This is a genomic window from Streptomyces gobiensis, from assembly GCF_021216675.1.
Classification (GTDB): domain Bacteria; phylum Actinomycetota; class Actinomycetes; order Streptomycetales; family Streptomycetaceae; genus Streptomyces; species Streptomyces gobiensis.
This window is the reverse complement of sequence record NZ_CP086120.1, coordinates 4,919,872-4,943,870: the sequence shown is the minus strand read 5'-3', so window position 1 is coordinate 4,943,870 and position 23,999 is coordinate 4,919,872. Positions and strand designations below refer to the sequence as shown.

22 protein-coding genes are annotated in these 23,999 nt (G+C 68.6%); 11 read left to right on the top strand and 11 right to left on the bottom strand.

The genetic code is table 11. The features are described from left to right. Positions 1 to 5: 5 nt before the first annotated feature. From test1122_RS22940 to test1122_RS22905, 8 genes are all read right to left on the bottom strand, one after another. On the bottom strand, positions 6 to 986 hold the full coding sequence (locus tag test1122_RS22940) for a hydroxyacid dehydrogenase (protein ID WP_232272038.1): 981 nt from the start codon (positions 984 to 986) through the stop codon (positions 6 to 8). A gap of 117 nt (positions 987 to 1,103) precedes the next feature. After that, entirely contained in the window at positions 1,104 to 2,426 is a 1,323-nt protein-coding gene (locus tag test1122_RS22935; RefSeq protein WP_232272037.1) for a nucleobase:cation symporter-2 family protein, read from the bottom strand. 336 nt (positions 2,427 to 2,762) lie between these two features. Then, positions 2,763 to 4,151: an 8-oxoguanine deaminase gene (locus tag test1122_RS22930; RefSeq protein ID WP_232271061.1), complete on the bottom strand. Its 1,389-nt coding sequence runs from the start codon at positions 4,149 to 4,151 to the stop codon at positions 2,763 to 2,765. 146 nt (positions 4,152 to 4,297) lie between these two features. Continuing rightward, a complete protein-coding gene (gene pucL, locus test1122_RS22925; protein ID WP_232271060.1) occupies positions 4,298 to 5,224 on the bottom strand; it encodes a factor-independent urate hydroxylase in 927 nt (308 codons plus the stop codon). A gap of 8 nt (positions 5,225 to 5,232) precedes the next feature. Further along, positions 5,233 to 5,631, bottom strand: a complete 399-nt coding sequence (gene uraH / locus test1122_RS22920; protein WP_232271059.1) for a hydroxyisourate hydrolase — start codon at positions 5,629 to 5,631, stop codon at positions 5,233 to 5,235. 3 nt (positions 5,632 to 5,634) lie between these two features. Next, positions 5,635 to 6,144 carry a 2-oxo-4-hydroxy-4-carboxy-5-ureidoimidazoline decarboxylase gene (gene uraD / locus test1122_RS22915; protein ID WP_232271058.1) on the bottom strand — a complete coding sequence of 170 codons (510 nt, stop codon included), beginning with the start codon at positions 6,142 to 6,144 and terminating at the stop codon, positions 5,635 to 5,637. 649 nt (positions 6,145 to 6,793) lie between these two features. Then, positions 6,794 to 7,174: a helix-turn-helix domain-containing protein gene (locus tag test1122_RS22910; RefSeq protein WP_232271057.1), complete on the bottom strand. Its 381-nt coding sequence runs from the start codon at positions 7,172 to 7,174 to the stop codon at positions 6,794 to 6,796. After that, positions 7,171 to 7,437: a thiamine-binding protein gene (locus test1122_RS22905; protein ID WP_232271056.1), complete on the bottom strand. Its 267-nt coding sequence runs from the start codon at positions 7,435 to 7,437 to the stop codon at positions 7,171 to 7,173. The genes test1122_RS22910 and test1122_RS22905 overlap by 4 nt, the downstream gene beginning before the upstream one ends. 169 nt (positions 7,438 to 7,606) lie before the next feature. On the opposite strand from test1122_RS22905, the gene test1122_RS22900 reads away from it, so the two are divergent. The 5 genes from test1122_RS22900 to gcl all read left to right on the top strand — a co-directional run bounded on the left by test1122_RS22900 (position 7,607) and on the right by gcl (position 14,137). Next, positions 7,607 to 8,449, top strand: a complete 843-nt coding sequence (locus test1122_RS22900) for a TIM barrel protein (RefSeq protein ID WP_232271055.1) — start codon at positions 7,607 to 7,609, stop codon at positions 8,447 to 8,449. Positions 8,450 to 8,484: 35 nt separating this feature from the next. Then, complete coding sequence (locus test1122_RS22895) at positions 8,485 to 9,393, top strand: 2-hydroxy-3-oxopropionate reductase (protein WP_232271054.1); 909 nt, start codon at positions 8,485 to 8,487, stop codon at positions 9,391 to 9,393. Between the two features lie 265 nt (positions 9,394 to 9,658). Further along, positions 9,659 to 11,116 (top strand): catalase, encoded by a 1,458-nt coding sequence (locus test1122_RS22890; protein WP_232272036.1) that lies wholly within the window; start codon positions 9,659 to 9,661, stop codon positions 11,114 to 11,116. A 327-nt stretch (positions 11,117 to 11,443) separates the two neighbouring features. Beyond that, positions 11,444 to 12,163 carry a hypothetical protein gene (locus test1122_RS22885; protein WP_232271053.1) on the top strand — a complete coding sequence of 240 codons (720 nt, stop codon included), beginning with the start codon at positions 11,444 to 11,446 and terminating at the stop codon, positions 12,161 to 12,163. A gap of 198 nt (positions 12,164 to 12,361) precedes the next feature. Continuing rightward, positions 12,362 to 14,137 (top strand): glyoxylate carboligase, encoded by a 1,776-nt coding sequence (gene gcl, locus test1122_RS22880; protein WP_232271052.1) that lies wholly within the window; start codon positions 12,362 to 12,364, stop codon positions 14,135 to 14,137. 482 nt (positions 14,138 to 14,619) lie between these two features. Here gcl and test1122_RS22875 read toward each other — a convergent pair whose 3' ends face one another. After that, positions 14,620 to 16,230 carry an AMP-binding protein gene (locus test1122_RS22875; RefSeq protein WP_232271051.1) on the bottom strand — a complete coding sequence of 537 codons (1,611 nt, stop codon included), beginning with the start codon at positions 16,228 to 16,230 and terminating at the stop codon, positions 14,620 to 14,622. Then, the gene (locus test1122_RS22870; protein WP_232271050.1) at positions 16,227 to 17,918 is read right to left on the bottom strand and encodes an AMP-binding protein; all 1,692 of its coding nucleotides are present in this window, start codon (positions 17,916 to 17,918) and stop codon (positions 16,227 to 16,229) included. The genes test1122_RS22875 and test1122_RS22870 overlap by 4 nt, the downstream gene beginning before the upstream one ends. A gap of 94 nt (positions 17,919 to 18,012) precedes the next feature. Here test1122_RS22870 and test1122_RS22865 point away from each other — a divergent pair, with 94 nt between their 5' ends. The 6 genes from test1122_RS22865 (at position 18,013) to test1122_RS22840 (ending at position 23,291) form a co-directional block, all read left to right on the top strand. After that, positions 18,013 to 18,831, top strand: a complete 819-nt coding sequence (locus tag test1122_RS22865; protein ID WP_232271049.1) for a helix-turn-helix transcriptional regulator — start codon at positions 18,013 to 18,015, stop codon at positions 18,829 to 18,831. 142 nt (positions 18,832 to 18,973) lie between these two features. Beyond that, positions 18,974 to 19,426, top strand: a complete 453-nt coding sequence (locus test1122_RS22860; RefSeq protein ID WP_232271048.1) for a nuclear transport factor 2 family protein — start codon at positions 18,974 to 18,976, stop codon at positions 19,424 to 19,426. A 40-nt stretch (positions 19,427 to 19,466) separates the two neighbouring features. Then, positions 19,467 to 20,495 carry an endonuclease/exonuclease/phosphatase family protein gene (locus tag test1122_RS22855; RefSeq protein ID WP_232271047.1) on the top strand — a complete coding sequence of 343 codons (1,029 nt, stop codon included), beginning with the start codon at positions 19,467 to 19,469 and terminating at the stop codon, positions 20,493 to 20,495. Positions 20,496 to 21,031: 536 nt separating this feature from the next. Continuing rightward, complete coding sequence (locus test1122_RS22850) at positions 21,032 to 21,379, top strand: MerR family transcriptional regulator (RefSeq protein ID WP_232271046.1); 348 nt, start codon at positions 21,032 to 21,034, stop codon at positions 21,377 to 21,379. A 316-nt stretch (positions 21,380 to 21,695) separates the two neighbouring features. Next, on the top strand, positions 21,696 to 21,899 hold the full coding sequence (locus test1122_RS22845) for a cold-shock protein (protein WP_232271045.1): 204 nt from the start codon (positions 21,696 to 21,698) through the stop codon (positions 21,897 to 21,899). A gap of 195 nt (positions 21,900 to 22,094) precedes the next feature. Further along, complete coding sequence (locus tag test1122_RS22840; RefSeq protein ID WP_232271044.1) at positions 22,095 to 23,291, top strand: MarP family serine protease; 1,197 nt, start codon at positions 22,095 to 22,097, stop codon at positions 23,289 to 23,291. 66 nt (positions 23,292 to 23,357) lie between these two features. Here test1122_RS22840 and test1122_RS22835 read toward each other — a convergent pair whose 3' ends face one another. Next, positions 23,358 to 23,951 (bottom strand): lytic polysaccharide monooxygenase auxiliary activity family 9 protein, encoded by a 594-nt coding sequence (locus tag test1122_RS22835; RefSeq protein ID WP_232271043.1) that lies wholly within the window; start codon positions 23,949 to 23,951, stop codon positions 23,358 to 23,360. Positions 23,952 to 23,999: the final 48 nt, after the last annotated feature.

Here is a 23,999-nt window from a genome sequence, read left to right as displayed (position 1 = left end):
GTTGTTCAGGCCGAGCGGGTGAGGGTGCCCGGATCGACGGCGTGCCGGAAGGGCAGCCCGCGAGCGTAACGTGCCAGTTCGGCGATGGCCGCGTCCGCCATCCGGCCCAGCTCATGTCCGAGCGAACCGGCGATATGCGGGGTGAGCAGCACATTGGGCAGGTCGTACAGCGGTGAGTCGGCGGGCAGGACCTCCGGGTCCGTGACATCGATGACGGCATAAATCCGGCCGGAGACCAGCTCCCGGGTGAGTGCCTCGGTGTCGACCAGCGTGCCCCGGGCGGTGTTGATCAGCGTGGCGCCATCCCCCAGCAGCCCCAGCCGACGGCGGCCGAACATCTGGTGGGTCTGCGGGAGCTGGGGGGCGTGCAGGCTCACCACATCGCCCCGGCGGGTCAGTTCATCGAGTCCGACCGTCTCGGCCCCCAGCTCCCTGGCCTCCTCCGGGTCCAGATGGGGGTCGTACACCAGCACCGTCAGATCGAAGGGCCGCAGCAGCTCGATCACCAGACGTCCGATGCGCGAGGCCCCCACGATGCCCACCGTGCGCTGGTAGTTGCCCAGGCCGGTGGCGGACTTCAGCGGTGCGGTCCCATTCCGTAGCGTGCGGTATGACTGTGCGCTCTCCAGCACCCGCTTATTGGCGAACAGGATGGCGGCCAGCGTGTACTCGGCTACCGGCTGGGCGTTGGCCTGGGCCGCGGTCGACACCACGATCCCGCGCTGCCACACGGCGTCGGTGATGTGCTGCTTGACCGATCCGGCCGCGTGCACCACGGCCCGTAGCCTGGGCATCCGCTGGAGTGCGGGGCCGGTCAGGGGAGGGCAGCCCCAGTGTGTGAAGAGGACTTCCGCCGAGGCCAGCGCGGTGGTGTGAGCGGGGTCCTCGAAGTCGGTGATGAGCAGCGCGGTGTCCACCGCCGCGACACCGCTCAGCCGGTCCAGCGCCCCGTCCGCCAGGAGGGAGCCGTACACATCACGGTCCATGGCCAGCAGGGTGTCCGGGAGGCGGAATGATCGCTTCACCCCCTCACCGTGCCAGGGACGCGCGGGCGCCGCAACGCCCCTGGCGGGGACGCGCTGTGGGCGTTGACGGCCCGTGTATCAGTGAGGGTCGACGATGGTGGACTTCCCGGTGCGCTGCCGGGGAACCCGTGTGCCGCCGTCGCGCCGCTGGCCGAGGTGGTTGAAGACCAGGTTCAGCAGGACGGCCAGGAAGCAGCCGGTGCTGACACCGGAGTCCAGGATGATGGTGACGCTGTCCGGGAACTGGCCGTAGAAGCCATGGGCCATCTCCGGAGCCAGGCCCACGCCGAGCGTCACCGCGACGATCAGGGCGTTTCCGGTCTTGCTCAGATCACTCTGCACCAGGGTCTGGATGCCGCTCACCGCGATGGTGCCGAAGAGGACGATGCCCACCCCGCCGAGGACCGGCAGTGGCACGGCGGCGACCAGTGCCGCGGCGATCGGGCTGAGCCCGAGCAGAATGAGGATGCCGCCGCCGACCGCGACCACAAAGCGGCTGCGCACCTTGGAGATCGCGACCAGGCCGACGTTCTGTGAGAAGGCGGTGGCGGCGAAGCCGTTGAAGACCGGGGCGATGGCGCTGCCCAGCGTGTCGGCGCGGAGCCCAGCCGCGAGCGTCTTCTCATCTACCGGCTTGTCGACGACCTTGCCCAGCGCGATCATGTCGGCCGTCGACTCGGTCATGATGACCAGCATCACGATGCACATGGAGATGACCGGCGCGATGGAGAACACCGGTGCGCCGAAGTGGAACGGCGCGGGGAAGGCGAACAGTTCGGCGTCGCCGAGTCTGGCGAAGTCGGTCATCCCGAAGGGAATCGCCGCCAGGGTGCCGGCGGTGAGGCCGAGCAGGATCGCGATGGACCGCACAAAGCCCCGGGTGAACCGGTTCAGCACCAGGGTCACCACCAAGGTGATGCCTGCCAGCGCGATGTTCCGGGCGGGAGCGCCCTCCCCGCTGCCGCCGCCATCGCTGACCCAGCCAAAGGCCACCGGCAGCAGGGATATACCGATCAGCGTGATGACGCTGCCGGTGACCACCGGTGGGAAGAAGCGCACCAGCTTGCAGAACCACGGGCTGATGAGAAAGCCGAAGAGACCTGCGACGATCACCGCGCCAAAGATGACCGGCAGGCCGGTGCCGCCGCCCTCGGCGGCGATGATCGCGATCATCGCCGCGACGCCGACGAATGACACACCGTTGACAAAGGGCAGCCGGGCTCCGATCTTCCAGATGCCCAGCGTCTGAAGCAGGGTGGCTATACCGGCAGTAAAGAGGCTGGCGCCCATCAGCAAGGTGGTATCGGCCGGGCTGAGATTGGCTGCCGCGCCGATCACCAGCGGTACGGCAACCACACCCGCGTACATCGCGGCCACATGCTGCAGCCCGCTGGTGATCATTTTTAGTGGGGGGAGGGTTTCGTCGACCGGATGCTTGGCGCCGTTGTTGCTGATCCCGGGCTCTGCGGCCACTGAGGACCTCCTGTCGGTTACTGCGCCGCCATAGGAACGGGGCACGAGGGTTTCAGGGAGGTTGTGCGGTGGTGCCAGGTGGTGCGGGTGTCAGGCAGTGCGGGTGTCAGGCAGTGCGCGGGGGGTGGGGAGGACGGGTGACCGAATACCGAAGCGGGGGCGTAATTCTTAGGTCACGCCCCCGCTTCGGCCAGTCGTTCAGGACCCCGCTCGGGTCCTGAACCACCGGCCGGGAGCCGTCCCTCCCGGCCGGAGCTTGTGGGGTCAGTTCGCGTCGGCGGCGATACGGGCCAGACGCTGGGCCTCGTCCCGGGTGCTGCGGGCGATGGCGTCCTCGTCAACGGTCGTCAGACGGCTGTCCTCGACGACTGGCCTGCCGTTGATGAGCGACAGGGTGACCGGGGCGGCGGCGCCGAAGACCAGCGCGGCGACCGGGTCGGCGATCGAGGAGTGGCCGATGCCGTCGAGCTTCCACAGCACCAGGTCGGCGAGCTTGCCCGCCTCAAGGGAGCCGATCTCGCTGGCCCGGCCCAGCACCTGCGCACCGCCGAAGGTGCCCAGTCGCAGCGCCTGGCGGGCGTTGAGCGCGTTCTCCTTGTGTGCGCCGAGGCGGTTGATGAGCAGGGCGTTGCGCAGCTCGGTGTGCAGTTCCCCGGACTCATTGGAGGCCGTGCCGTCAACGCCCAGGCCGACCGGGACGCCGGCAGCGAGCATGTCCGGGACCCGGGCGATTCCGGCGGCGAGGCGGGCGTTGGAGGAGGGGCAGTGGGCGACACCGGTGCTGGTACGGGCGAAGGCCTCGATGTCGGAGTCGTTCATATGGACGCAGTGCGCCATCCATACGTCCTCACCGAGCCAGCCGGTCGACTCGAAGTAGTCGGTCGGGCCCATGCCGAAGAGCTCGTGGCAGAACTTCTCCTCCTCCACGGTCTCCGAGCCGTGCGTGTGCAGCCTGACGCCCCTACGACGGGCGAGCTTGGCACCCTCACGCAGCAGCTCGGTGGAGACGGAGAAGGGTGAGCAGGGGGCGACCGCGATATGCAGCATCGACCCGAAGGACGCGTCGTGGTGCTTGTCGACGGCCTCCTCGGTGGCCAGGAGCGCGCCCTCGGTGGTCTCGACGGCGAAGTCCGGGGGCAGGCCGCCGTCCGACGTGCCCAGGTCCATGGAGCCGCGGGCGGCGGTGAAGCGCACCCCCAGCTCCGCCGCGGCGCGGATCTCGGCGCCCAGCAGGTCACCGGCGCCGCGCGGGAAGACATAGTGGTGGTCCATGGCGGTGGTGACACCGCCGCGGGCCATCATGGCCAGTGAGCCCTGGGCGGCCGCGTACACCATCTGCTCGTCGATACGTGACCAGGTGGGGTACAGCGCCACCAGCCAGTTGAAGAGGTTGGAGTTCTGCGCCAGGCCACGGGTGATCCACTGGTAGAAGTGGTGGTGGGTGTTGACCAGGCCCGGGGTGACCAGATGGCCGGTGCCATCGATCCGGCGGACCACGTTTTCCAGGTTGGCGGGAGCGGCGCCGGCGCCCACCGACTCGATGACGTTGTCGGCGATGACGACATGACCCGAGGCGTATTCGGTGTCATTCGCGTCCACGGTGGCGATCGCGCAGTTCTCGATCACGATGCGCTGTGCTGCTGTACCAGCCATGGGATCTACCTCGTGCTTCCATCCGGAGGTGCGGACCCGGGGGTCGAGCGGGGGCCGACCGAGTCCGCGGTGCGTGTTGCGCAGATGCCCCCGCTCTACCCCCGGGTGATGACGCCGGCGCGCGCGTCAGGGGTCCCGTAGCTGTCCTACAGGTTGGTCATGTCGACCGGGATCTGCGGCTCGACACCGTCGCGCAGAATGGTGGCTTCGATGAGGCCGTACGGACGGTCCGCCGCGAAGTAGACCTCATTATCGTTCTTCAGTCCGAACGGCTCGAGGTCCACCAGGAAGTGGTGCTTGTTGGGCAGCGAGAAGCGGATCTCATCGATCTCACCGCGGCTGTTGATCACTCGCGCGCCCATCTGGTACAGGGTCTGCTGCAGCGACAGCGAGTAGGTCTCGACGAAGGCGTCCAGCATGTGCCGCTTCGTCTGCGCGTAGGAGCGCTCCCAGTTGGGCATCCGCTGGTCGTCGCTGGTCCAGTTGTGCCGCCATACGGAGGTCACCTCGGTGGCGAGGATGCGGTCGTACGCCTCCTTGAGGGTGGTGTACTTGTCCTTGACGTAGCCCCAGAACTCCGAGTTGGTGGAGTTCATCACCGTGAGGTCCTTCAGACCGGAGAAGACCTGCCAGGTCTCACCGTCGTAGGTGATCTGTGCGGTGCGGGTCTCCTGGCCCTTGCGGACGAAGGAGTGCTTGACCTCGTCGGCGCCGATGAACGGCGTTTTCTTGGAGTCGGAGGTCTCGATCCGCTCCCAGGTGTACTCCTCGACCCGTATCCGGGCCTGCTTGATCGGCTCCTGGGACTCGACGAAGTGCCGGGCCAGATGGATGCCGAACTGTTCGGCCGACTCGATGCCGTGCTCCTTGGCGAAGGCGTACACGGTGTTCTTGGTGGTGTCGGTCGGCAGCACATTGGCGTTGGAGCCGGAGTAGTGCACCTCGTCCATGTCGCCGGAGAGGGCGACGGAGACGTTCAGGTCCTTGATGTGGTGCGTATCGCCGTCGCGGACGATTTTGACGACGCGGTTTTCCGCCTTGCCGTACTGGTTCTGGCCGAGAATCGTGGGCATTTCGGGTGTCAGCTCCCTCGGTACACGGAGTAGCCGAACGGGTTGAGCAGCAGCGGTACGTGGTAGTGCTCACCCGGGGTCACGGCGAAGACGATCGCCACCTCGGGGAAAAAGACACCGCTGTCCCTTACGCGGGGGGCGTCCTGCTGTTCCTCGGCTTGCTTGTCGGTGAAGTACGGCTCGACGTCGAAGAAGAGCCGTACGTGTGTGGTGCCCTCCGGCAGGTCCGGAAGGTCCTTGCAGCGCCCGTCCGCGTCGGTCTTCGACGCGCCGTGCGCGGCCCATTCGCCCTCGCCACCACTGCGGACGGACAGCTGGACGGCAACACCCCCGGCGGGGCGGCCGACACTGGTGTCCAGGATGTGCGTGGACACGGAACTCCTGGCGGCGGTCGTCGCACTGCTCACGACTCAGGCTCCTTCTGCTACGAGGCGGGTCAGCCGGATGCGGTTGATCTTCACCAGCTCGGTGCGGACGTTCTCCCGCTCCTGCTCCGGAGTGTTCTCAAGACGGGTCCGCACCGCGTCCCGCATCTGCTCTCCGGTGAGGCCCGTGGCACAGATCAGGAAGACATGGCCGAACTTGTCCTGGTAGGCCAGGTTGAGCTCGAGCATCTCCGCCTTGAGCTCCTCGGAGGCTCCGGCCATCCCCCGCTGCTCGCGGGATGAGGTCGGGTCGCCTGGCTTCGGCCGGCCGATCGGCGGGTGCCCCGCCATCGCCTCGGCCAGGTCCGCCGCGGTGAGCTCGGCCATACCGGCGTCGCTCGCGGTGAACAGGGCCGCCACGTTGGGGTAGGGGCGCTGGGCGAGCAGCTTGCTCCCCCAGGCCGTCGAGGCACACACCTCGTGAAGCGCCGCCCGGGCGGCGCTCTCCTCGGCGGTGTTGAACCAGGTCAGACCCGGTGTCGAACTCGAAGTCACGGGACCTCCGGGGCCATGGTGCGGTTCGGGCTAGGTCAATAGCTAAACCTGCTGGCCACCCGGCGTCAACACTTTGTTGAAACTCGCGTCGGAAGTAACCTACCGGCCACGCTCCGCATCCGCCTCCACCCGACCTGCGGCTCCCCCACACGGCAGGGCTCCGCCCCGGGAACCCCGGCCATCAGCGCGGGCTCACCGGGCCGCCCGGTGCCGACCCTGGCCCCGCGCAAAGCCAAAGCCCCTTCCCGGCTGCCCCGTCACGCGGCTCCGCCGCGTGACGGGGCTTCGCCCGCGGCGGCGGGGTGCCGTGGGTGGGGCTCCCCAATTCCCGCCCCTTCCCGTAACCGGGGCTCGCGCCCCGGGGCCCCGGGGTGGCCGGGTGCGGACGGTGGCCGGGTTGTGCCCACCAAGCGTCGCGAGCTCCGCCCCGGGGCTGGCCGGAGCGTTGTGGCTGGTGTGGGTGGGTGGTTGCGTAGCAGGGCGGGCCCACGCCCCTCGCGGGGCTGCGAGTGCCCACAACACCTCGGGGTTCGCGGCTGCGTCCACCCCTCTACGCAACCCACCACCCACCCCAGCCCCGGCGCTCCGGGCCGCCCCGCGGCAGGGCGCCCCGCCGGGGCGGGGTTGGGGAAAAGCCAGGCCCGGGGGCCTAGCTGGGGGGCTTGGAGCCGTTTTCCCTGTTCAGGTAGTTGTAGACGGTGAACCGGCTGACGCCGAGCGCGCTCGCGACCGTCTCGACGCCATGACGGACAGTGAACGCGCCACGCGTCTCAAGGATCCGGACCACGGACTGCTTGGTCCTGCGGTCGAGCTCCGACAGCGGCTTACCGTGCCTGCGCTCCAGGTCGGCCAGGAGATGATCCAGCGAGTCCGACAGATTCGGCAGCCGTACGGCCAGCACATCCTCGCCCTCCCAGGCGAGGACCACATCGTCCCCCTCGGCCTGCTCCGGGGCGATCATCTCACCGCCCATGGCGTCAACCAGTGGCTTCACGGCCGTAATGAATGGGTGTTCGCCCAAGCTACTCATGCGTCACCCACCGCCTGGTCGTCTGATTCGACCAAATTCACCTGCAATGACACACGAGTGGCCCCAGCCTCAAGCGTTCGACGTAGCATCGCGTTCACTACGGCAAGCACATCTTCCGCGGCCCCCTCGGCCGTATTGCCGAAGGGGCCGACGTCGACGGCATCCAGGTCAGCGGCCTGCACGATCTCGCGAGCCACCACCGCATGGTGCGGCGCCTCGTCAAGATCGAACGGCTCGGTCGTGAACTCCACTTTCAATCGCACGACCTCAAATTACCCTGCCGCGCCATTCGAGCCACCCCCTCGAATCCACACGCGACCATGGCAAATCAGGCCAATTCGGATTCTCCTCTTGACAGCCTCCCGAGGTCGGCGGCACTCTTCCACAAGATAGAAAATAACTTCCGCGATACGGAAGGAGCGCACACCCCTCATGGGCTTCACGGATACGCGCTTCAATGTGAACCTCTCGATCCTTTTCACCGAGCTCCCGCTCCTGGAGCGCCCGGCGGCTGCCGCCGCGGTCGGCTTCAACGCGGTGGAGCTGTGGTGGCCATGGGTCGATGCCCCCGTCCCCGAGCAGGCCGAACTCGACGCGCTGCGCAGCGCCCTGGAGGACGCGGGCACCCAGCTCACCGGGCTGAACTTCTACGCGGGACAGCTGCCGGGCCCGGACCGTGGTGCGCTGTCCATCCCCGGCGAGGAGTCGGAGAAGTTCCGGGCCAACATCGATGTCGCCGCCGACTTCGCCGCTTCGGTGGGCTGCAAGGCGCTCAACGCGCTCTATGGCAACCGGGTCGACGGCGTGGACCCCGCCGTCCAGGACGAGCTGGCGCTGGAGAATCTGACGCTGGCCGCCCGCGCCGCCGACCGGGTCGGCGCGATCCTCTTGATCGAGGCGCTCAATGCCCCGGAGTCGCCGCTGTACCCGCTGGTCAGCGCTCCGTCGGCCGTAGATGTGGTGGACAAGGTCAATGCCGCTACCGGCCTTGGGAACGCCAAGTTCCTGATGGATCTCTACCACCTGTCCATGAACGGCGAGGACCTCCACGAGGTCATCGAGAAGTACACCGGCAAGACCGGCCATGTGCAGATCGCGGACAACCCCGGCCGTGGCGCCCCCGGCACCGGTGACCTCGACTTCACCGACCTGCTCGACCGGCTGAAGAAGGCCGGTTACGACGGCTGGACCGGTCTTGAGTACAAGCCCGGTGACAAGCCGAGCGCGAGCGCCTTCGAGTGGCTTCCGGCCCCGCTGCGCGCCGCCCAGCACTGACTTCTCCCCGCACGCAAACCGCTGAAAGGCACCTCATGAGCAACACAGCACTTCCGAAGATCGCCTGGGTGGGCCTGGGCATCATGGGCTCCCCGATGGCCGAGAACCTGATCAAGGCTGGCTACTCGGTCACCGGCTACACCCTGGAGCAGGACAAGCTTGACCGCCTCGCCAAGAACGGCGGCACCGCGGCCTCCTCGATCGCCGAGGCGGTCAAGGACGCCGATGTCGTGATCACCATGGTCCCGGCCGACCCGCACGTGAAGGCCGTCATCCTGTCCGAGGACGGTGTGATCGCCAACGCCAGGCAGGGCGCCACGATCATCGACATGTCCTCCATCACCCCGCAGACCTCCATCGCGGTGGCTGAGGCCGCCGCCCAGGCGGGCAAGGACCTCAAGGTCCTGGACGCCCCGGTCTCCGGCGGTGAGGCGGGTGCCATCGAGGCCGTTCTGTCCATCATGGTCGGCGGCACGCAGGCCGACTTCGACCGGGTGAAGCCGATCTTCGAGGCGCTGGGCAAGACCATCATTCTCTGCGGCCCGCATGGCGCCGGCCAGACGGTGAAGGCCGCCAACCAGCTGATCGTCGCGGTCAATATCCAGGCCTGCGCCGAGGCCGTGGTCTTCCTGGAGAAGTCCGGGGTCGATCTGGACGCCGCGCTGGATGTGCTCGCGGGCGGTCTGGCCGGTTCCACGGTCCTGGACCGCAAGAAGCAGAACTTCAAGAAGCGGGACTTCAAGCCGGGCTTCCGGATCGACCTGCACCACAAGGACATGGGCATCGTCACCGACGCCGCCCGCAATGTCGGTGCCGCTCTGCCGGTCGGCGCGGTCGTCGCCCAGCTTGTCGCCTCGCTCCGTGCCCAGGGCGACGGCGGCCTGGACCACTCCGCGCTGCTGCGCGCTGTCGAGCGGCTCTCCGGCAGCAACATCAACGGCTGAGCCGCCCCCGAACCCGGGCGGCAGCGGCGTGACAACCTGTCCTGTCGCGCCCAGCGCCGCTGCCGCCCGTCCTACACCTGCTGGGAATGCCTACCGGGAGCGCCTGCTGAGCTCTGCCGTGCACGGACGGTGCACGCGCGACCACAGAGCGCTTTTCTCAACAAATTGTTGACGTCCTTCCCGGGCATACATACGCTTCCAACTGGCGGAAGTTGGTTTCCGTCCAGGATTCAGAACCAGGAAGGCCACCATGTCGAAGCCCACGCTGACGGCGCGGACTCTCACTACGGAGTCCGGCGCACCAGTCGCAGACAACCAGAATTCTGCCACCGCCGGCGTCGGTGGCCCGCTCCTGCTCCAGGACCAGCACCTGCTGGAGAAGCTCGCCCGCTTCAACCGCGAGCGCATCCCGGAGCGCGTCGTGCACGCCCGCGGCTCCGGTGCCTACGGCCACTTCGAGGTGACCGACGACGTCACCGGCTTCACTCGCGCGGACTTTCTGAGCCAGATCGGCAAGCGCACCGAGGTCTTCCTCCGCTTCTCCACCGTGGCCGACAACCTCGGTGGCGCCGACGCCGTACGTGACCCGCGTGGCTTCGCCCTGAAGTTCTACACCGAAGAGGGCAATTACGACCTCGTCGGCAACAACACACCGGTGTTCTTCATCAAGGACCCGCTCAAGTTCCCCGACTTCATCCACTCGCAGAAGCGTGACCCGTTCACCGGCAAGCAGGAGCCGGACAACGTCTGGGACTTCTGGGCGCACGCCCCCGAGGCCACCCACCAGATCACCTGGCTGATGGGCGACCGCGGCATCCCGGCCTCGTACCGCCATATGAACGGCTACGGCTCGCACACCTACCAGTGGACGAACGCCGAGGGCGAGGCCTTCTTCGTCAAGTACCACTTCAAGACCAACCAGGGCATCCGCTGCCTGAGCAGCGAGCAGGGCGCCGAGCTGGCGGGCAAGGACGCCAACAGCCACCAGACGGACCTGCTGGAGGCCATTGAGCGCGGTGTGCACCCGTCCTGGACCCTGTACGTCCAGGTCATGCCGGCCGCCGAGGCCGCGGACTACCGCTTCAACCCGTTCGACCTCACCAAGGTGTGGCCGCACAGCGACTACCCGCTGCAGCGGGTGGGCCGTCTGGTCCTGGACCGCAACCCGGACAACGTCTTCGCCGAGGTCGAGCAGTCCGCCTTCTCGCCGAACAACTTCGTGCCCGGCATCGGCCCGTCCCCGGACAAGATGCTCCAGGGCCGGCTCTTCGCCTACGCCGACGCGCACCGCTACCGGCTGGGCGTCAACCACACCCAGCTGGCCGTGAACGCCCCCAAGGCGACCACCGCCAACAACTACGGCAGGGACGGCTTCATGGCCGCCAACGGCCAGGGCCGTCACGCCAAGAACTACGAGCCGAACTCCTACGACGGTCCCGTCCAGACCGGCCAGCCGCTGGCCGCTCCCTTCGCGCTCTCCGGCCACACCGGCACCCATGAGGCCCCGGCGCACTCCAAGGACGATGACTTCTTCCAGGCCGGTGAGCTCTACCGGCTGATGTCCGAGGACGAGAAGCAGCGTCTGGTCGCGAACATCGCCGGCGGTCTCTCCCAGGTCACCCGCGATGACGTCGTCGAGAAGAACCTCGCACACTTCCACGCTGCTGACCCGGACTACGGCAAGCGCGTCGAGGAGGCCGTGCGCGAGCTGCGCGAAGGCTGATTGGGAGGTCAGCCCGAGCGCGTTCCCGTACCGCCGATCCGTGCATGAGGGGTGGTTGGCGGTACGGGAACAAAGCACCTCTCCCGCGAATCTCCCGCGAACCCGCCCGGCGGCGCGAACGTCCTGTCGCGCCCAGCCTCGCACCGTCGGGCGTCACCACCACGAAGGCCCCGCGGCACGCGGGGCCTTCGCGCGAGATCCGCCCTGATGCTCCCGGCGCTTCTGGCACTCCCTGCCGGGAATCTCTCCCCACGGCGCCGCGGATCAGGGACGATGGGCACAGTCGCACTGACCCAACGTCCCGTGGTGGATCCGAGGATGGCAGAGATGACGGAGAATGTGCCGGTGCGCTGCCCGGTGTGCCGTCGTGAGCACGCGTACGCCCCGCCCACATACCCATGTCCGTGCGGCGCCCCGGTCACCCCGCCACTGCTCCACGATGGCGTTCCGGTACGGATCCAGCACCGCACCTGGGCGGACTCCTGGGTGGCCGTGCGCTGCGGGACCTGCGGCCGCCGGGAGGAGTGGCCACATCCGGAGCTGGGCTGTGGCTGTGGTGCCCTGCTGCGGCTGCCCGTGGACGGTGCCGCGGCGGACGCGGCGGTACCCCAGCCCTCCGTCCCCCCGGTGGACGCCACAGACTGCCCCCAGCCGGCGGTTCCCAACCGCCCCGCCTTCCGCCCGGTGACGATCCGCACCGCGCGCGACGCGGTGCTGGCCGCGGGGCAGTATCTGCGCTGGCTGGGCTTCGCTGAGGTACGCGCCGTGGAGACCCGCACCGCCTCGGGGGTCGACCTGCGCGGCCCCGGGGTCGTCGCCCAGGTCGATCCCACCACCTCGCCGACCACCCTGCGGGGCATCGAGACGCTGTGGCTCAACGGCCTCCATGAGTCGGCGGTCGCCGTCTGCTTCTCGCTCGCGGGGTTCGCGCGCGACGCCCGTTCCCGCGCGGACGAGCTGGGTCTGCCGCTGTTCGTACTGGACCTGACCGGCACTCCGCAGCCGGTCAATGACGCCGCCGACCAGCTGATCCGCACCGGGGCGTAAGACCGCGGCCGTTCCCGGCCCGCGACCGGCCCCGACCGGCCGAAAACACCTTTTCACGGCCATTCTCCGGCCTCCTTCCCTTGACTCGTGGATAGCCGCGTCTTACATTGCTTCCATATAGCAGAACACTACTTCCGCATTACGGAAAACAGCGGGAACAGCCCGCCAGGCTTCGACGGCCCACTCAGGAGTACTCAAATGCCTCGAATGACCGCCGCTCGCGCGGCAGTTGAGATCCTCAAGCGCGAAGGTGTGGACACCGCGTTCGGTGTGCCGGGCGCGGCGATCAATCCCTTCTACTCGGCGCTGCGTGCCAGCGGCGGGATCGAGCACAAGCTCGCCCGCCATGTCGAGGGCGCGTCCCATATGGCCGAGGGGTACACCCGGACCAAGGCCGGCAACATCGGTGTGTGCATCGGTACGTCGGGCCCGGCCGGTACGGACATGATCACCGGCCTGTACTCCGCCATCGGCGACTCCATCCCGATCCTCTGCATCACCGGCCAGGCGCCCACCGCGGTCATCCACAAGGAAGACTTCCAGGCCGTTGACATCTCCTCCATCGCGGCGACGGTCACCAAGAAGGCCACCACGGTCCTGGAGCCCGCCCAGGTTCCCGGCGTCTTCCAGGAGGCCTTCCATCTGATGCGCTCGGGGCGGCCAGGCCCGGTCCTGATCGACCTGCCGATCGATGTCCAGATGGCCGAGATCGAGTTCGACCCCGAGACCTACGAGCCGCTGCCGCTCCACAAGCCCGCGGCGACCCGTAAGCAGGTCGAGAAGGCCCTCGCCATGCTGGCCGAGTCGGAGCGCCCGCTGATCGTCGCCGGTGGCGGCATCATCAACGCCGACGCCTCCGAGCTCCTGGTCGAGTTCGCCGAGCTCACTGGCATTCCGGTCATTCCGACCCTGATGGGCTGGGGCGCCATCGCCGACGACCACCTGCTCAACGCCGGCATGGTGGGCCTGCAGACCTCACACCGCTACGGCAACGCCAACTTCCTGGACTCGGACTTCGTCCTCGGCATCGGCAACCGCTGGGCCAACCGCCACACCGGCAAGCTGGATGTCTACACCGAGGGCCGGAAGTTCGTCCACGTCGACATCGAGCCCACCCAGATCGGCAAGATCTTCGCCCCGGACTACGGCATCGTCTCCGACGCCAAGGCCGCGCTGGAGCTCTTCGTCGAGGTGGCCAAGGAGCTCAAGGCCGCCGGCCAGCTGCCGGACCGCAGCACATGGGCCGCCGCCACCCAGGAGCGCAAGGCGAAGCTGCAGCGCCGTACGCACTTCGACAATGTGCCGATCAAGCCGCAGCGGGTCTACGAGGAGATGAACAAGGCCTTCGGCCCCGAAACCCGGTACATCTCCACCATCGGCCTCTCGCAGATCGCCGGTGCGCAGTTCCTGCACGTCTACAAGCCGCGCCACTGGATCAACTGCGGCCAGGCCGGTCCGCTCGGCTGGACGATCCCGGCGGCGCTCGGCGTGGCCACCGCCGACCCCGAGGCGAGCGTCGTCGCACTCTCCGGCGACTATGACTTCCAGTTCATGATCGAGGAGCTGGCGGTCGGCGCCCAGTTCAACATCCCCTATATCCATGTCGTGGTGAACAACTCGTACCTGGGCCTGATCCGCCAGGCTCAGCGGATGTTCGACATGGACTACCAGGTTCAGCTCTCCTTCGAGAACATCAACGCCCCGGAGCTGGGCGCCTACGGCGTCGACCACGTCAAGGTCGCCGAGGGCCTGGGCTGCAAGGCGATCCGGGTCACCGAGCCGGACGCCCTGGTGCCGGCGTTCGAAGAGGCGAAGAAGCTGGCCGCCGAACACCGTGTTCCGGTCGTGGTGGAGGCGATCCTGGAGCGGGTCACGAACATCTCGATGGGCCTGCAGATCGACCAGATCAACGAGTTCGAGGACCTCGCCACGGAGGCATCCCACGCCCCCACCTCAATAGCCCCCCTGAGGTAGAGGCAGCCCGTGCCCCGCCGGGGCGGGGTTCCTCCCCAACCCCGCCCCGGCGGGGCGCCCTGCGGCGGGGCGGCCCGGAGCGCCGGGGCGCTGGGGTGGGCGGTGGGTTGCGTAGAGGGGCGAGCGCCACCCCAGAGCCCCGTGTTGTGGGCACTCGCAGCCCCGTGAGGGGCTGTGGGCCCGCCCTGCTACGCAACCACCCACCCACACCAGCCACAACGCTCCGGCCCACCCCCGGGGCGGAGCTCGCGACGCCTGGTGGGCACAACCCGGCCACCGGCCCGTAACCGGGCCAACCCCGGGGCCCCGGGGTTGGCCCGGTTACGGGAAGGGGCGGGAATCGGGGAAGCCCACCCCCGGCACCCCCGCAGCCGGGCGAAGCCCCGCCACGCGGCGGAGCCGCATACCGGCACACCCGGGAAGGGGCGGGCACAGAGGTCCCCACCCCCGCCCCGGGGAAGGGCCCCGGGGCGGGAGCCCCGTTACTGGGTGGAGAAGCGGGCGCGGAGTTCTACCTTGCGTACCTTGCCGCTTACCGTCATCGGAAACGAATCCACCACCCGCACCCGCTGCGGCACCTTGTACCGCGCCAGCCTCCCCTCGCAGTACTCCACCACCTCCGCATGGGTGATGACGTCCGCGGGATCCCGCAGGATCACACAGGCCAGCACCGCCTCCCCGTACGCCGCGTCCGGGACGCCGACGACCTGCACATCGGAAATCTTCGGGTGCCCGTGCAGAAACTCCTCGATCTCCCGTGGGTAGATGTTCTCGCCACCCCGGATGATCACGTCCTTGATCCGGCCCACGATCTGTACGTAGCCGTCCGCGCGCAGCACGGCCAGATCACCGGTGTGCATCCAGCCGGCCTCGTCCACCGCCTCCTGCGTCCGCTCGGGCTGATTCCAGTAGCCCAGCATCACGCTGTAGCCCCGGGTACACAGCTCACCCGGCACCCCGCGCTCCACCGTCCGCCCGGACGCCGGGTCGATGACCTTGACCTCGATATGCGGCAGCACCCGCCCGACCGTGCTGGTACGGCGCTCCAGATCGTCGTCGCGACGGGTCTGGGTGGCGACGGGTGAGGTTTCCGTCATCCCGTAGCAGATGGAGACCTCGGCCATCCCCATCTCGGCGACGACCCGCTTCATCACCTCGGCCGGGCACGGCGATCCGGCCATGATGCCGGTGCGCAGGGAGGAGAGATCGTAGGTGGCGAAGTCCGGCAGACCGAATTCCGCGATGAACATCGTCGGCACCCCGTAGAGCGAGGTGCACCGTTCACGCTCCACCGCGTGCAGGGTCTTCTCGGCGTCAAAGGTACGGGCCGGGATGACAACACAGGCGCCATGGCTGGTGGCGGCCAGATTCCCCATGACCATGCCGAAGCAGTGGTAGAAGGGGACCGGCACACAGATCCGGTCGGCCTCGGTGTAGCCGAGCGTCTCCCCGACGAAATAACCGTTGTTGAGGATGTTGTGGTGCGAAAGCGTCGCGCCCTTGGGGAAACCGGTGGTGCCGGAGGTGTACTGGATATTGACCGGGTCGTGGCAGGAGAGCCCGGATTCCCGCTCGGCCAGCCGCTCGTACGGCACCGCTGCGCCGCTCTCGATCAGCGCGTCCCAGCTCGGGTCGTTGATATAGACGGCCTCACGCAGCGCCGGGCATTCGCTGCGTACATCCTCAATCATCCGCCGGTAGTGGCTTGTCTTGTAGACAACGGAGGAGATCAGCACCCCGATTCCGGCCTGGTTCAGCACGTAGGCCAGCTCATGCGTCCGGTAGGCGGGGTTGATGTTGACCATGATCGCCCCGATCCGGGCGGTGGCGTACTGCACCATCACCCACTCCGGGCAGTTGACGGCCCAGATCCCGACCCGGTCACCCCGGCCGACGCCCTGTGCGAGCAGTCCGCGGGCGACGGCGTCAACGTCTCTGCTGAAGCGCTCATATGTCCAGCGACGGCCCGAGGGCATATCCACCAGCGCGTCGCGCCCGGGGTACGCGGTGACGGCCCGGGCGAGGCTGGCCCCGATGGTGTCGGCGAGCAGCGAGGTGTCCTCAGCGCCTTGTGCGTAGGAGAGCTGGCTCATCGGCCCTCCTCCCGGTACTCGGCGGACCGGCTGTCCGCGCGGGCCGCGTGGACGCGCAGTTCGACCCGGCGGATCTTCCCGGAGACGGTCTTCGGCAGCTCGGCGAACTCGAGCACACGGATCCGCTTGTAGGGGGCGAGGACCGACCGGGAGTGCGCGAAGATCGCCGCAGCGGTCCCGGGTCCGGGATCCCAGCCCTCGGCCAGCAGCACATAGGCCTTGGGCACCGCGAGCCGCAGCGAATCCGGTGAGGGCACGACCGCGGCCTCGGCGACCGCCTCATGTTCGAGCAGGGCGCTCTCCAGCTCAAAGGGGGAGATCTTGTAGTCGGAGGCCTTGAAGACATCGTCGGCGCGTCCGATGTAGGTGATATAGCCGTACGCGTCCCGGGCTCCGATGTCGCCGGTGCGGTAGTAGCCGCCCGCCATCGCTTCCGCCGTGCGCTCGGCGTCACCCCGGTAGCCGGTCATCAGTCCGGCCGGACGGCGGGTCAGATCAAGGCAGATCTCGCCCTCCTCGGCTCCCGGTTTACCACTGACCGGGTCGATGAGTTCAATGGCGAAGCCGGGGCTGGGCAGCCCCATCGAGCCGGTCTTCAGCGGCTGGCCGGGGAAGTTCCCGATCTGGAGGCTCGTCTCGGTCTGGCCGAAGCCGTCCCGGACCGTAACGCCCCAGCCGTACCGCACCCGTTCGATCACTTCAGGATTGAGCGGCTCGCCCGCCGCCACGGCCTCCCGTGGCGGGGTACGGAGCTGCCCCAGGTCGGCCTGGATCAGCATCCGCCACACCGTGGGCGGCGCACAGAAGGTCGTGACCTGGGCGCGGTCCATCTCCGCCATCAGCCGGGCGGCGTCAAAGCGTGCGTAGTTGACGACAAGGACAGTCGCCTCGGCCGACCAGGGCGCGAAGAAGTTGCTGTAGGCGTGCTTGGCCCAGCCGGGTGACGAGATATTGAGGTGGACATCGCCCGGGCGCAGCCCAATCCAGTACAGCGTGGACAGATGGCCGATGGGATAGGAGGCATGGGTGTGCTCAACGAGCTTGGGCTGGGCGGTGGTGCCGGAGGTGAAGTAGAGGAGCAGGGTGTCGTCGGCCCGGGTGACGCCATCCGGCATGAACTCCGCCGGTCTGTCGTAGGCGTCCTCATAGGCCAGCCATCCCGGCTCGGCCCCGCCGACCGCGATACGGCTGTAGTCGCCGGGCAGCCCAGCGAACTTCCCGGTGTCCTGAGCCCGTACGACCACATGCCCGGCCTCCCCCCGTTCGATCCGGTCGGCGAGATCGGCCGGGCCGAGCAGCGGGGTGGCGGGAATGACGACGGCGCGCAGCTTCATGGCGGCCAGCAGGGTCTCCCACAGCTCCACCTGGTTGCCGAGCATGACGACCACCCGGTCCCCGGCCCGTACGCCCCGCTCACGCAGCCAGCGGGCGACCTGGTCGGAGCGTACCCGCATGGCGTCAAAGGAGATCCGCCGCTCGCTGCCGTCCTCCTCGACGATGTGCAGCGCCGTACGGTCATTGCCCCGCGCGATCCGGTCGAACCAGTCAAGTGCCCAGTTGAAGTGCTCGGGAGCCGGCCAGGTGAACTCCGCACAGGCTGCCGCGTAATCCTCGCGATGCCGCAGCAGAATGTCACGGGCGGACCGGAACTCCTCGGTGGGACCAGCTGTGGGATGAATTGCCGTCATGTGTCCTCCCCCTTGTCCTGCGGTCGTGAGCATCGTGTACTCAGGGGAACGGAACTCACTACCCCCGGAAGGGGGGATGAGGAAGGACGGGGCCATGCCGGAGCCGGGCGAGACCGCGGAGATACGGGCGGCGCTGCTGGAACTGCGCCGTGCCTGTGGGCTGCCGGTGGCCTTCGGCGGACTGCTGGACACCCATCGTCAGTTACGGATCGACCAGTTGAGCGGCACGGTGACCGATGCGCTGCGGGGACTGCGGGTGGTGGCGGGCAGCGGTCTGGGCGGCAAGTGCCTGGCGCTGCAGCGGCCGGTGGCGGTGGTTGACTACCGGTCCTCGCGCTCCATCAGCCATGAGTACGACGCCGAAGTCGGCGCCGAGCGGCTGTGCGCGGTGCTGGCGGTCCCACTGGTGGTACGCCGGCGGGTCCGCGGGGTCCTGTACGGGGCGCTGCGCGAGCCGCTTCCCTTCGGGGACCGGGTGCTGACGGCGGCGGTGGCCGTGGCACGTGACGCGGAGCAGGCGCTGGCCGTACGGGACGAGGCGCGGCAGCTGGCATCCCGGGTGCACGGTCCGCCGGGCTGGGAAGAGGTCCGCGGGGCGCATGCGGAACTGCGTGCGCTGGCCCCTCGTATTGACGATCCCGTGCTGCGGGAGGAGTTGCTGGCCGCGTGCGGGCGGCTCGCCACGGCGGCGGCCGGGAGCGCCGGTCCGGCCGGGGCGGTCTCGCTCGCACCGCGTGAGCTTGACGTACTTGCCTGGGTGGCGGCCGGGGCGACCAACGCGGACGCCGCGGAGCGGTTGGGGGTCAGCCCGGAGACGGTGAAGGGGTATCTGCGCTCGGCCATGCGGCGGCTGGGCGTGCATACCCGGCTGGCGGCGGTGGTCGCGGCCCGGCGGGCGGGGCTCCTGCCCTGACGCGCGGCGGTGGTGTGCCTGCCACGCCGCCGCGTTGCCACAGCCCGCACGTACGGGCGCCGCTAATCAAGTTTGATTACCTGCGAGGCGGGAAGTACCCTCCCTGTCTCAGCTCGGCCATACCAAGGGGGCACCCACCACCATGCCGTTCGACGCCGAAACCATCACCGGCTTCACCCCGACCGACGAGGACCGCCACAGCCTGGCGGAATGGTTCCGCCAGTACGACGCGCACAGCACCAGCGCCGACATCCAGCACATGGCCGATATGGCGGTGTTCCCGCTCAACCTGGTGACCGATGACTCGGCCGGCAACGGCTGGTCGGGCCAGTGGGACCAGGGGCAGTTCACCACCACCATGACCCAGGTCATGGGGGACGGCGGCGAGGACGTCCAGTTCGAGTCGGTCCGTACACCCTTCTTCCTCAGCGGTTCACTCGCGATCGTCATTACCCGGGCGACGATGACGATGGACGGCGGGACACAGGAGATGCGCTATGCGGACATCCTGGTGAAATCAGACGGGAAGTGGGCTTTCCAGACCATGATCCAGGCAGGGTGGGGTGACATGCTGAAGGGTGAGCTTCAGCACTGACCTTCCCGGCACCCGCACCTCGGTAAGGCACTATCGAGGGGTGTACACGGGGGAAGACGACCACCTCACCACATCACAGCCCGTACGGGAGCCCGCACGGGTGCCCCAGCGACGACGGGCCCGCCACCGAAGGCCCCTGGCCTGGTGCGCGGGCCTGCTGCTGCTCCCGATCAGCCTGCCGCTGGTCGCGCGGGGACTCGACACGGATGGCCCCGCCCCGCTCCCCCAGCTGCTGGCGTTTCTGCCGTGGTTCCTCATCCCGGGGTGGCTCGCGCTGCTGTGCGCCGTGCTGGCGCGGCAGCCACTACTGCTGGCCTGGGCGCTGGCCGCGCTCGGGGCGACCGCGTGGTACATCCAGCCGTACGGCTCCGAGCAGATCATCCCGGAGGAACCACCGCTGGCGCAGGTTCGGGTACTGACCGCCAATCTGGAGTTCGGCAACGCTACCGGGGGCCTGCTGGATGTACTGCGCCGGGAGCGGCCGCATCTCGTCTCCGTACAGGAGTGCGACCACCGCTGCGCGAGCGCCCTGGAGAGCCAGGAACTGCGTGAGGCCTACCCGTACCGGCTCATCACGGGCGGCAGCGCCGCCCAGGGCTCAGCGCTGCTCAGCGTCTATCCGCTGAAGGACGAGCGGGAGATCCCGGCCACGCTCTCCATGCCCAGCGCGGTGGCCGAGGTCGGCCCCAACGCCACGCCGGTCCGTATCCAGGTGGCCCACCCCATGCCGCCCCGGCTGGACTCCATGACCGCTTGGAACGCGGAGCTGGCGGCGCTGGGCAAGGTCGCCGCCGACCGTGGCGACACCCGGACGGTCATCGCGGGCGACTTCAACTCCTCCCAGGACCATGCCACCTTCCGCGCCATCCTGGACACCGGGCTACGGGACAGCGCCCGGCTGCTGGGCCACTCCCGCACGCCCACCTGGCCCGCCCTCACCGCTCCCCCGCTGGGCGCCCAGATCGACCACATCCTGGTCAGCGAGACTCTGACGCCGATCAGCAGCCAGTTCCTGGACCTGCCGGACACGGACCACCGGGCCCTGCTGGTCGACGTCAAGGTGTATTAACGCTGGGCCACGGGAGCGAACAACCTCTCTCTCCCGCACTCAGAAAATCTGTCGTGGCTACGGTAGACATCACGTTCTCGCCTCGCTATATTTTCTCGCGTAGCCAACGAAGTCATGGAGGCGCCAGATACGAACTGGCGCGTGCGGTACACGGCACGGCAGTGGAGTCCTGGGGTCGGGAAGTGCAGGGAGACCCTGAGGCTGATTGCCGGGTCGGCGGCCTCCGGGGCCGCGGCGGAGTACCGCAAGAGGACAACAAGAAGACAAGCAGTACCGGCCAGAAGATCAGAGAGGAGCAGACGCCATCAGGATCGCCCGAGCGAGGAACCAGCTCACTCGGGTACCGCAGGCCCCGGAATGGAAGGTGGTCCCCGGTCACACATTCGCGATCCACGCATCTCCGGCCTTCCAGGCGGACATGCGGAAAACGAAAGCCGGCGCACAGCGCTGGTAGATGGTGTTGAAACCCCTCGGGGCCCCGGTGCCGTACGGCGCCGGGGCCCCTCGACGCGTCCCACAAGAGGTTAGAGGTGCAAATGCCCCCAGAAGCCAAGCCGCACGCTACCGACCGGTTCGACGATGACGACTACCCCGCGTACACAATGGGCCGCGCCGCAGAGATGATCGGCACCACGCCCGGCTTCCTCCGGGCCATCGGTGAAGCCCGCCTGATCACCCCGCTGCGCTCGGAAGGCGGCCACCGCCGCTACTCGCGCTATCAGCTGCGCATCGCCGCCCGCGCCCGCGAGCTGGTTGACGGCGGCACCCCGATCGATGCCGCCTGCCGCATCATCATCCTGGAAGACCAGCTCGAAGAGGCACTGCGGCTCAACGAGGAACTGCGCCAGAGCGCACCCGAGTCAGACGGCACCAGCGACTCCTGACGACGGGGGCCGCCACCGCGCCGCCACCGCCGACGCGTAGAGCGCCACCCCGACGCGTAGAGCACTGAGCCCAGCACAAGCGGCTGTCTATCGCCGCCGCGGAGCCAGATTACTCACCGTGCCCAGTCGATTTCACCATGCTACTGTTGATCTCCGTTGCAGTTGTGGTTCCCAAAAGACTTCAAGTGCGCTGGCTGGCCCGCTGCGCCAGCGGGTGCGCTTTGTATTTCCGGTGTTTTCCGGGCGGGGCAATCATCACGGCGACGCGGGGCTCGCACAGTGTGAGCCCCGAGCACTGCCCCGAAGGAGACATGGCATGGTTACTGGCACCGTGAAGTGGTTCAACGCGGAAAAGGGATTCGGCTTCATCGAGCAGGACGGCGGCGGCGCCGACGTCTTCGCCCACTACTCGAACATCGCCACCCAGGGCTTCCGCGAGCTGCAGGAAGGCCAGAAGGTGACCTTCGACGTCACGCAGGGCCAGAAGGGCCCGCAGGCGGAGAACATCGTTCCCGCCTGACGCTGAAGCACACGACGTAGCTGGGGCCCGCACCTTAAGGTGCGGGCCCCAGCTCGTTTTCTCGGCTGCCGACACGGATGAGGCGCTGATCACGCTGGATCACAGGAGGGAACCACACGGACGTCGCCCAACGTTTTACAGGGTCAGCGCCCCAGCGCGGGCTCACGGGGGATGTAGGGCGAAAGGGGACGATTGGTGAACCTGCTCGATCTCTTGCTGCTGCTGGCGGTAGCCGCGTTCGCCGTTTCGGGCTACCAGCGCGGCCTCGTGGCGGGCCTGGTGGCGCTGGCCGGTTTTGTCGGCGGTGCGGTGGTCGGCGTATGGCTGCTGCCGTTCACGCTGGATCTCGTCGAGACGGGCACCACGATGGCCACCCTCGTGGCGATGCTGACGGTGCTGCTGCCCGCAGCCGCCGGGCACGCGCTCGCGTCCCGGCTCGCCTGGCAGCTGCGTCGCTCACTGAGCTGGGCCCCGGTCCGCTGGGTGGACGGGGTCGGTGGTGCGCTCGCCAACGCGGTCGCCGTGCTGCTGGTCGCGTGGGTGGCCGCGAGCGCGCTGGTCTCCTCGCCCTCACCGGAGGTGAACCAGGCCATACGCGGCTCCGCCGTACTCGGCACGGTGCACGAACGGATGCCGGAGCAGGCCCCCACCTGGTTCAGCCGGGCCACCGGCGCGCTGACCACGGCCGGCTTCCCCCAGGTCTTCAACCCCTTTGAGAACGAGCCGGTCACCGGGGTGGCCGAACCCACCGGGGACGCCGTCACCCCGGCCGCCGTCAACGCGGCCCAGCGCAGCACGGTCAAGGTCGAGGGCATAGCCTCGGTGGACGGCCGCCGCCAGGGCCAGGAGGGCAGCGGCTTCGTCTACGCCGACAAGCGGGTGATGACCAATGCCCATGTGGTCGCGGGCGTCACCAACCCCACCGTGCGGGTCGGCGGTGTGGGGCCGCGTTACCAGGCCACGGTGGTCTACTTCGACCCGGCCACGGATGTCGCCGTGCTCCGGGTGCCGGAGCTGAACGCCCCCGCGCTGAGCTTCGCCACCAATGGCTCCCGGGGCGCCCCCGCCGTGGTCGCGGGCTACCCGGAGAACGGCGGCCTCGATCTGCGCGCCGCCACCGTCGCGGGCCGCGCCACCGCGCGGGGCCAGGACATCTACGGCAGCAGTATGGTCACCCGCGATATCCATCCGCTGCGCACCACGGTCCGCCCGGGGAACTCCGGCGGCCCGCTGCTCACCACGGACGGGCGGGTGTACGGGGTGATCTTCGCCCGTTCCGCCACCGACCCGGGCACCGGCTACGCGCTCACCGCCGACCAGGTCCAGCAAGCCGCCCAGCAGGGCGACGCCGCGACCCGACCGGTGAACACGGGCAACCGCGCCGCCGTCTGAGGTCCGGGGCCGGGCCGCACCGGTGCGGCCCGGCCCGGTCACCGGTAGCCGGTCATCAGCCGCCGCTCAGAACCGCACGTCCGAGCAGGCGTAGAAGGCGTTACCGGTGTCGTAGATGTTCCAGACCGCCAGGATCATGTGCTTCCCGGACTTGCCACTGGGGATGGTGCCCGAGTGGCTCTCGGTCGTACCGGGCTGCCGCCCGCCCATCGGCACGGTCAGGAACGGCGCGGGTTCGAGGTCCGCCCGGGTGAGCGGACGGTTCGGGTTGTAGCCGTTCCTGGTGATGAAGTACCGGTAGTCGGTCGTGCGGTGCGGAGCCGTATTCCGCCAGGTGAAGGTGTAGCCCTGGCCGCCGCGCAGCTGGGTGGCGGGCCAGGAGCCGCCACGGGGGTCGTCGAGTTCGGCGAACCGCGAGTTGCCGCCCGCGCAGATCCGGCCGTCAGCCGGGCCCGCGCCGGGGAAGCCCTTGGGTCCCTCGACGCTCTGCGGTTCCCACCGGATCTGGCCGCAGTTGCTGACCGTGCCCTGGGCGCAGTGCATCTGACGGCTTACGGGAGAGGTCGAATAGCCGTGTGCCGCGGCCGAACCGCCCGTGGCGAAGACCGCCGCCGAGGCGATGCCTAAGGCAACCGCCGCCGCTGTGAGGTTTTTGCGCATGCTTCCGCTCCTGCCTGAAGAACGTGGGGAGTTCTGAGAGCGTTTTCG

What these genes read in the sequence shown, in the direction of transcription:
- test1122_RS22940 (WP_232272038.1), bottom strand. Translation starts at nt 986, where the DNA reads ATGGACCGTGATGTGTACGGCTCCCTCCTGGCGGACGGGGCGCTGGAC.
- test1122_RS22935 (WP_232272037.1), bottom strand. Translation starts at nt 2,426, where the DNA reads ATGATCACCAGCGGGCTGCAGCATGTGGCCGCGATGTACGCGGGTGTG.
- test1122_RS22930 (WP_232271061.1), bottom strand. Translation starts at nt 4,151, where the DNA reads ATGGCTGGTACAGCAGCACAGCGCATCGTGATCGAGAACTGCGCGATC.
- pucL (WP_232271060.1), bottom strand. Translation starts at nt 5,224, where the DNA reads ATGCCCACGATTCTCGGCCAGAACCAGTACGGCAAGGCGGAAAACCGC.
- test1122_RS22910 (WP_232271057.1), bottom strand. Translation starts at nt 7,174, where the DNA reads ATGAGTAGCTTGGGCGAACACCCATTCATTACGGCCGTGAAGCCACTG.
- test1122_RS22900 (WP_232271055.1), top strand. Translation starts at nt 7,607, where the DNA reads ATGGGCTTCACGGATACGCGCTTCAATGTGAACCTCTCGATCCTTTTC.
- test1122_RS22895 (WP_232271054.1), top strand. Translation starts at nt 8,485, where the DNA reads ATGAGCAACACAGCACTTCCGAAGATCGCCTGGGTGGGCCTGGGCATC.
- test1122_RS22885 (WP_232271053.1), top strand. Translation starts at nt 11,444, where the DNA reads ATGACGGAGAATGTGCCGGTGCGCTGCCCGGTGTGCCGTCGTGAGCAC.
- gcl (WP_232271052.1), top strand. Translation starts at nt 12,362, where the DNA reads ATGCCTCGAATGACCGCCGCTCGCGCGGCAGTTGAGATCCTCAAGCGC.
- test1122_RS22875 (WP_232271051.1), bottom strand. Translation starts at nt 16,230, where the DNA reads ATGAGCCAGCTCTCCTACGCACAAGGCGCTGAGGACACCTCGCTGCTC.
- test1122_RS22870 (WP_232271050.1), bottom strand. Translation starts at nt 17,918, where the DNA reads ATGACGGCAATTCATCCCACAGCTGGTCCCACCGAGGAGTTCCGGTCC.
- test1122_RS22865 (WP_232271049.1), top strand. Translation starts at nt 18,013, where the DNA reads ATGCCGGAGCCGGGCGAGACCGCGGAGATACGGGCGGCGCTGCTGGAA.
- test1122_RS22860 (WP_232271048.1), top strand. Translation starts at nt 18,974, where the DNA reads ATGCCGTTCGACGCCGAAACCATCACCGGCTTCACCCCGACCGACGAG.
- test1122_RS22850 (WP_232271046.1), top strand. Translation starts at nt 21,032, where the DNA reads ATGCCCCCAGAAGCCAAGCCGCACGCTACCGACCGGTTCGACGATGAC.
- test1122_RS22845 (WP_232271045.1), top strand. Translation starts at nt 21,696, where the DNA reads ATGGTTACTGGCACCGTGAAGTGGTTCAACGCGGAAAAGGGATTCGGC.
- test1122_RS22835 (WP_232271043.1), bottom strand. Translation starts at nt 23,951, where the DNA reads ATGCGCAAAAACCTCACAGCGGCGGCGGTTGCCTTAGGCATCGCCTCG.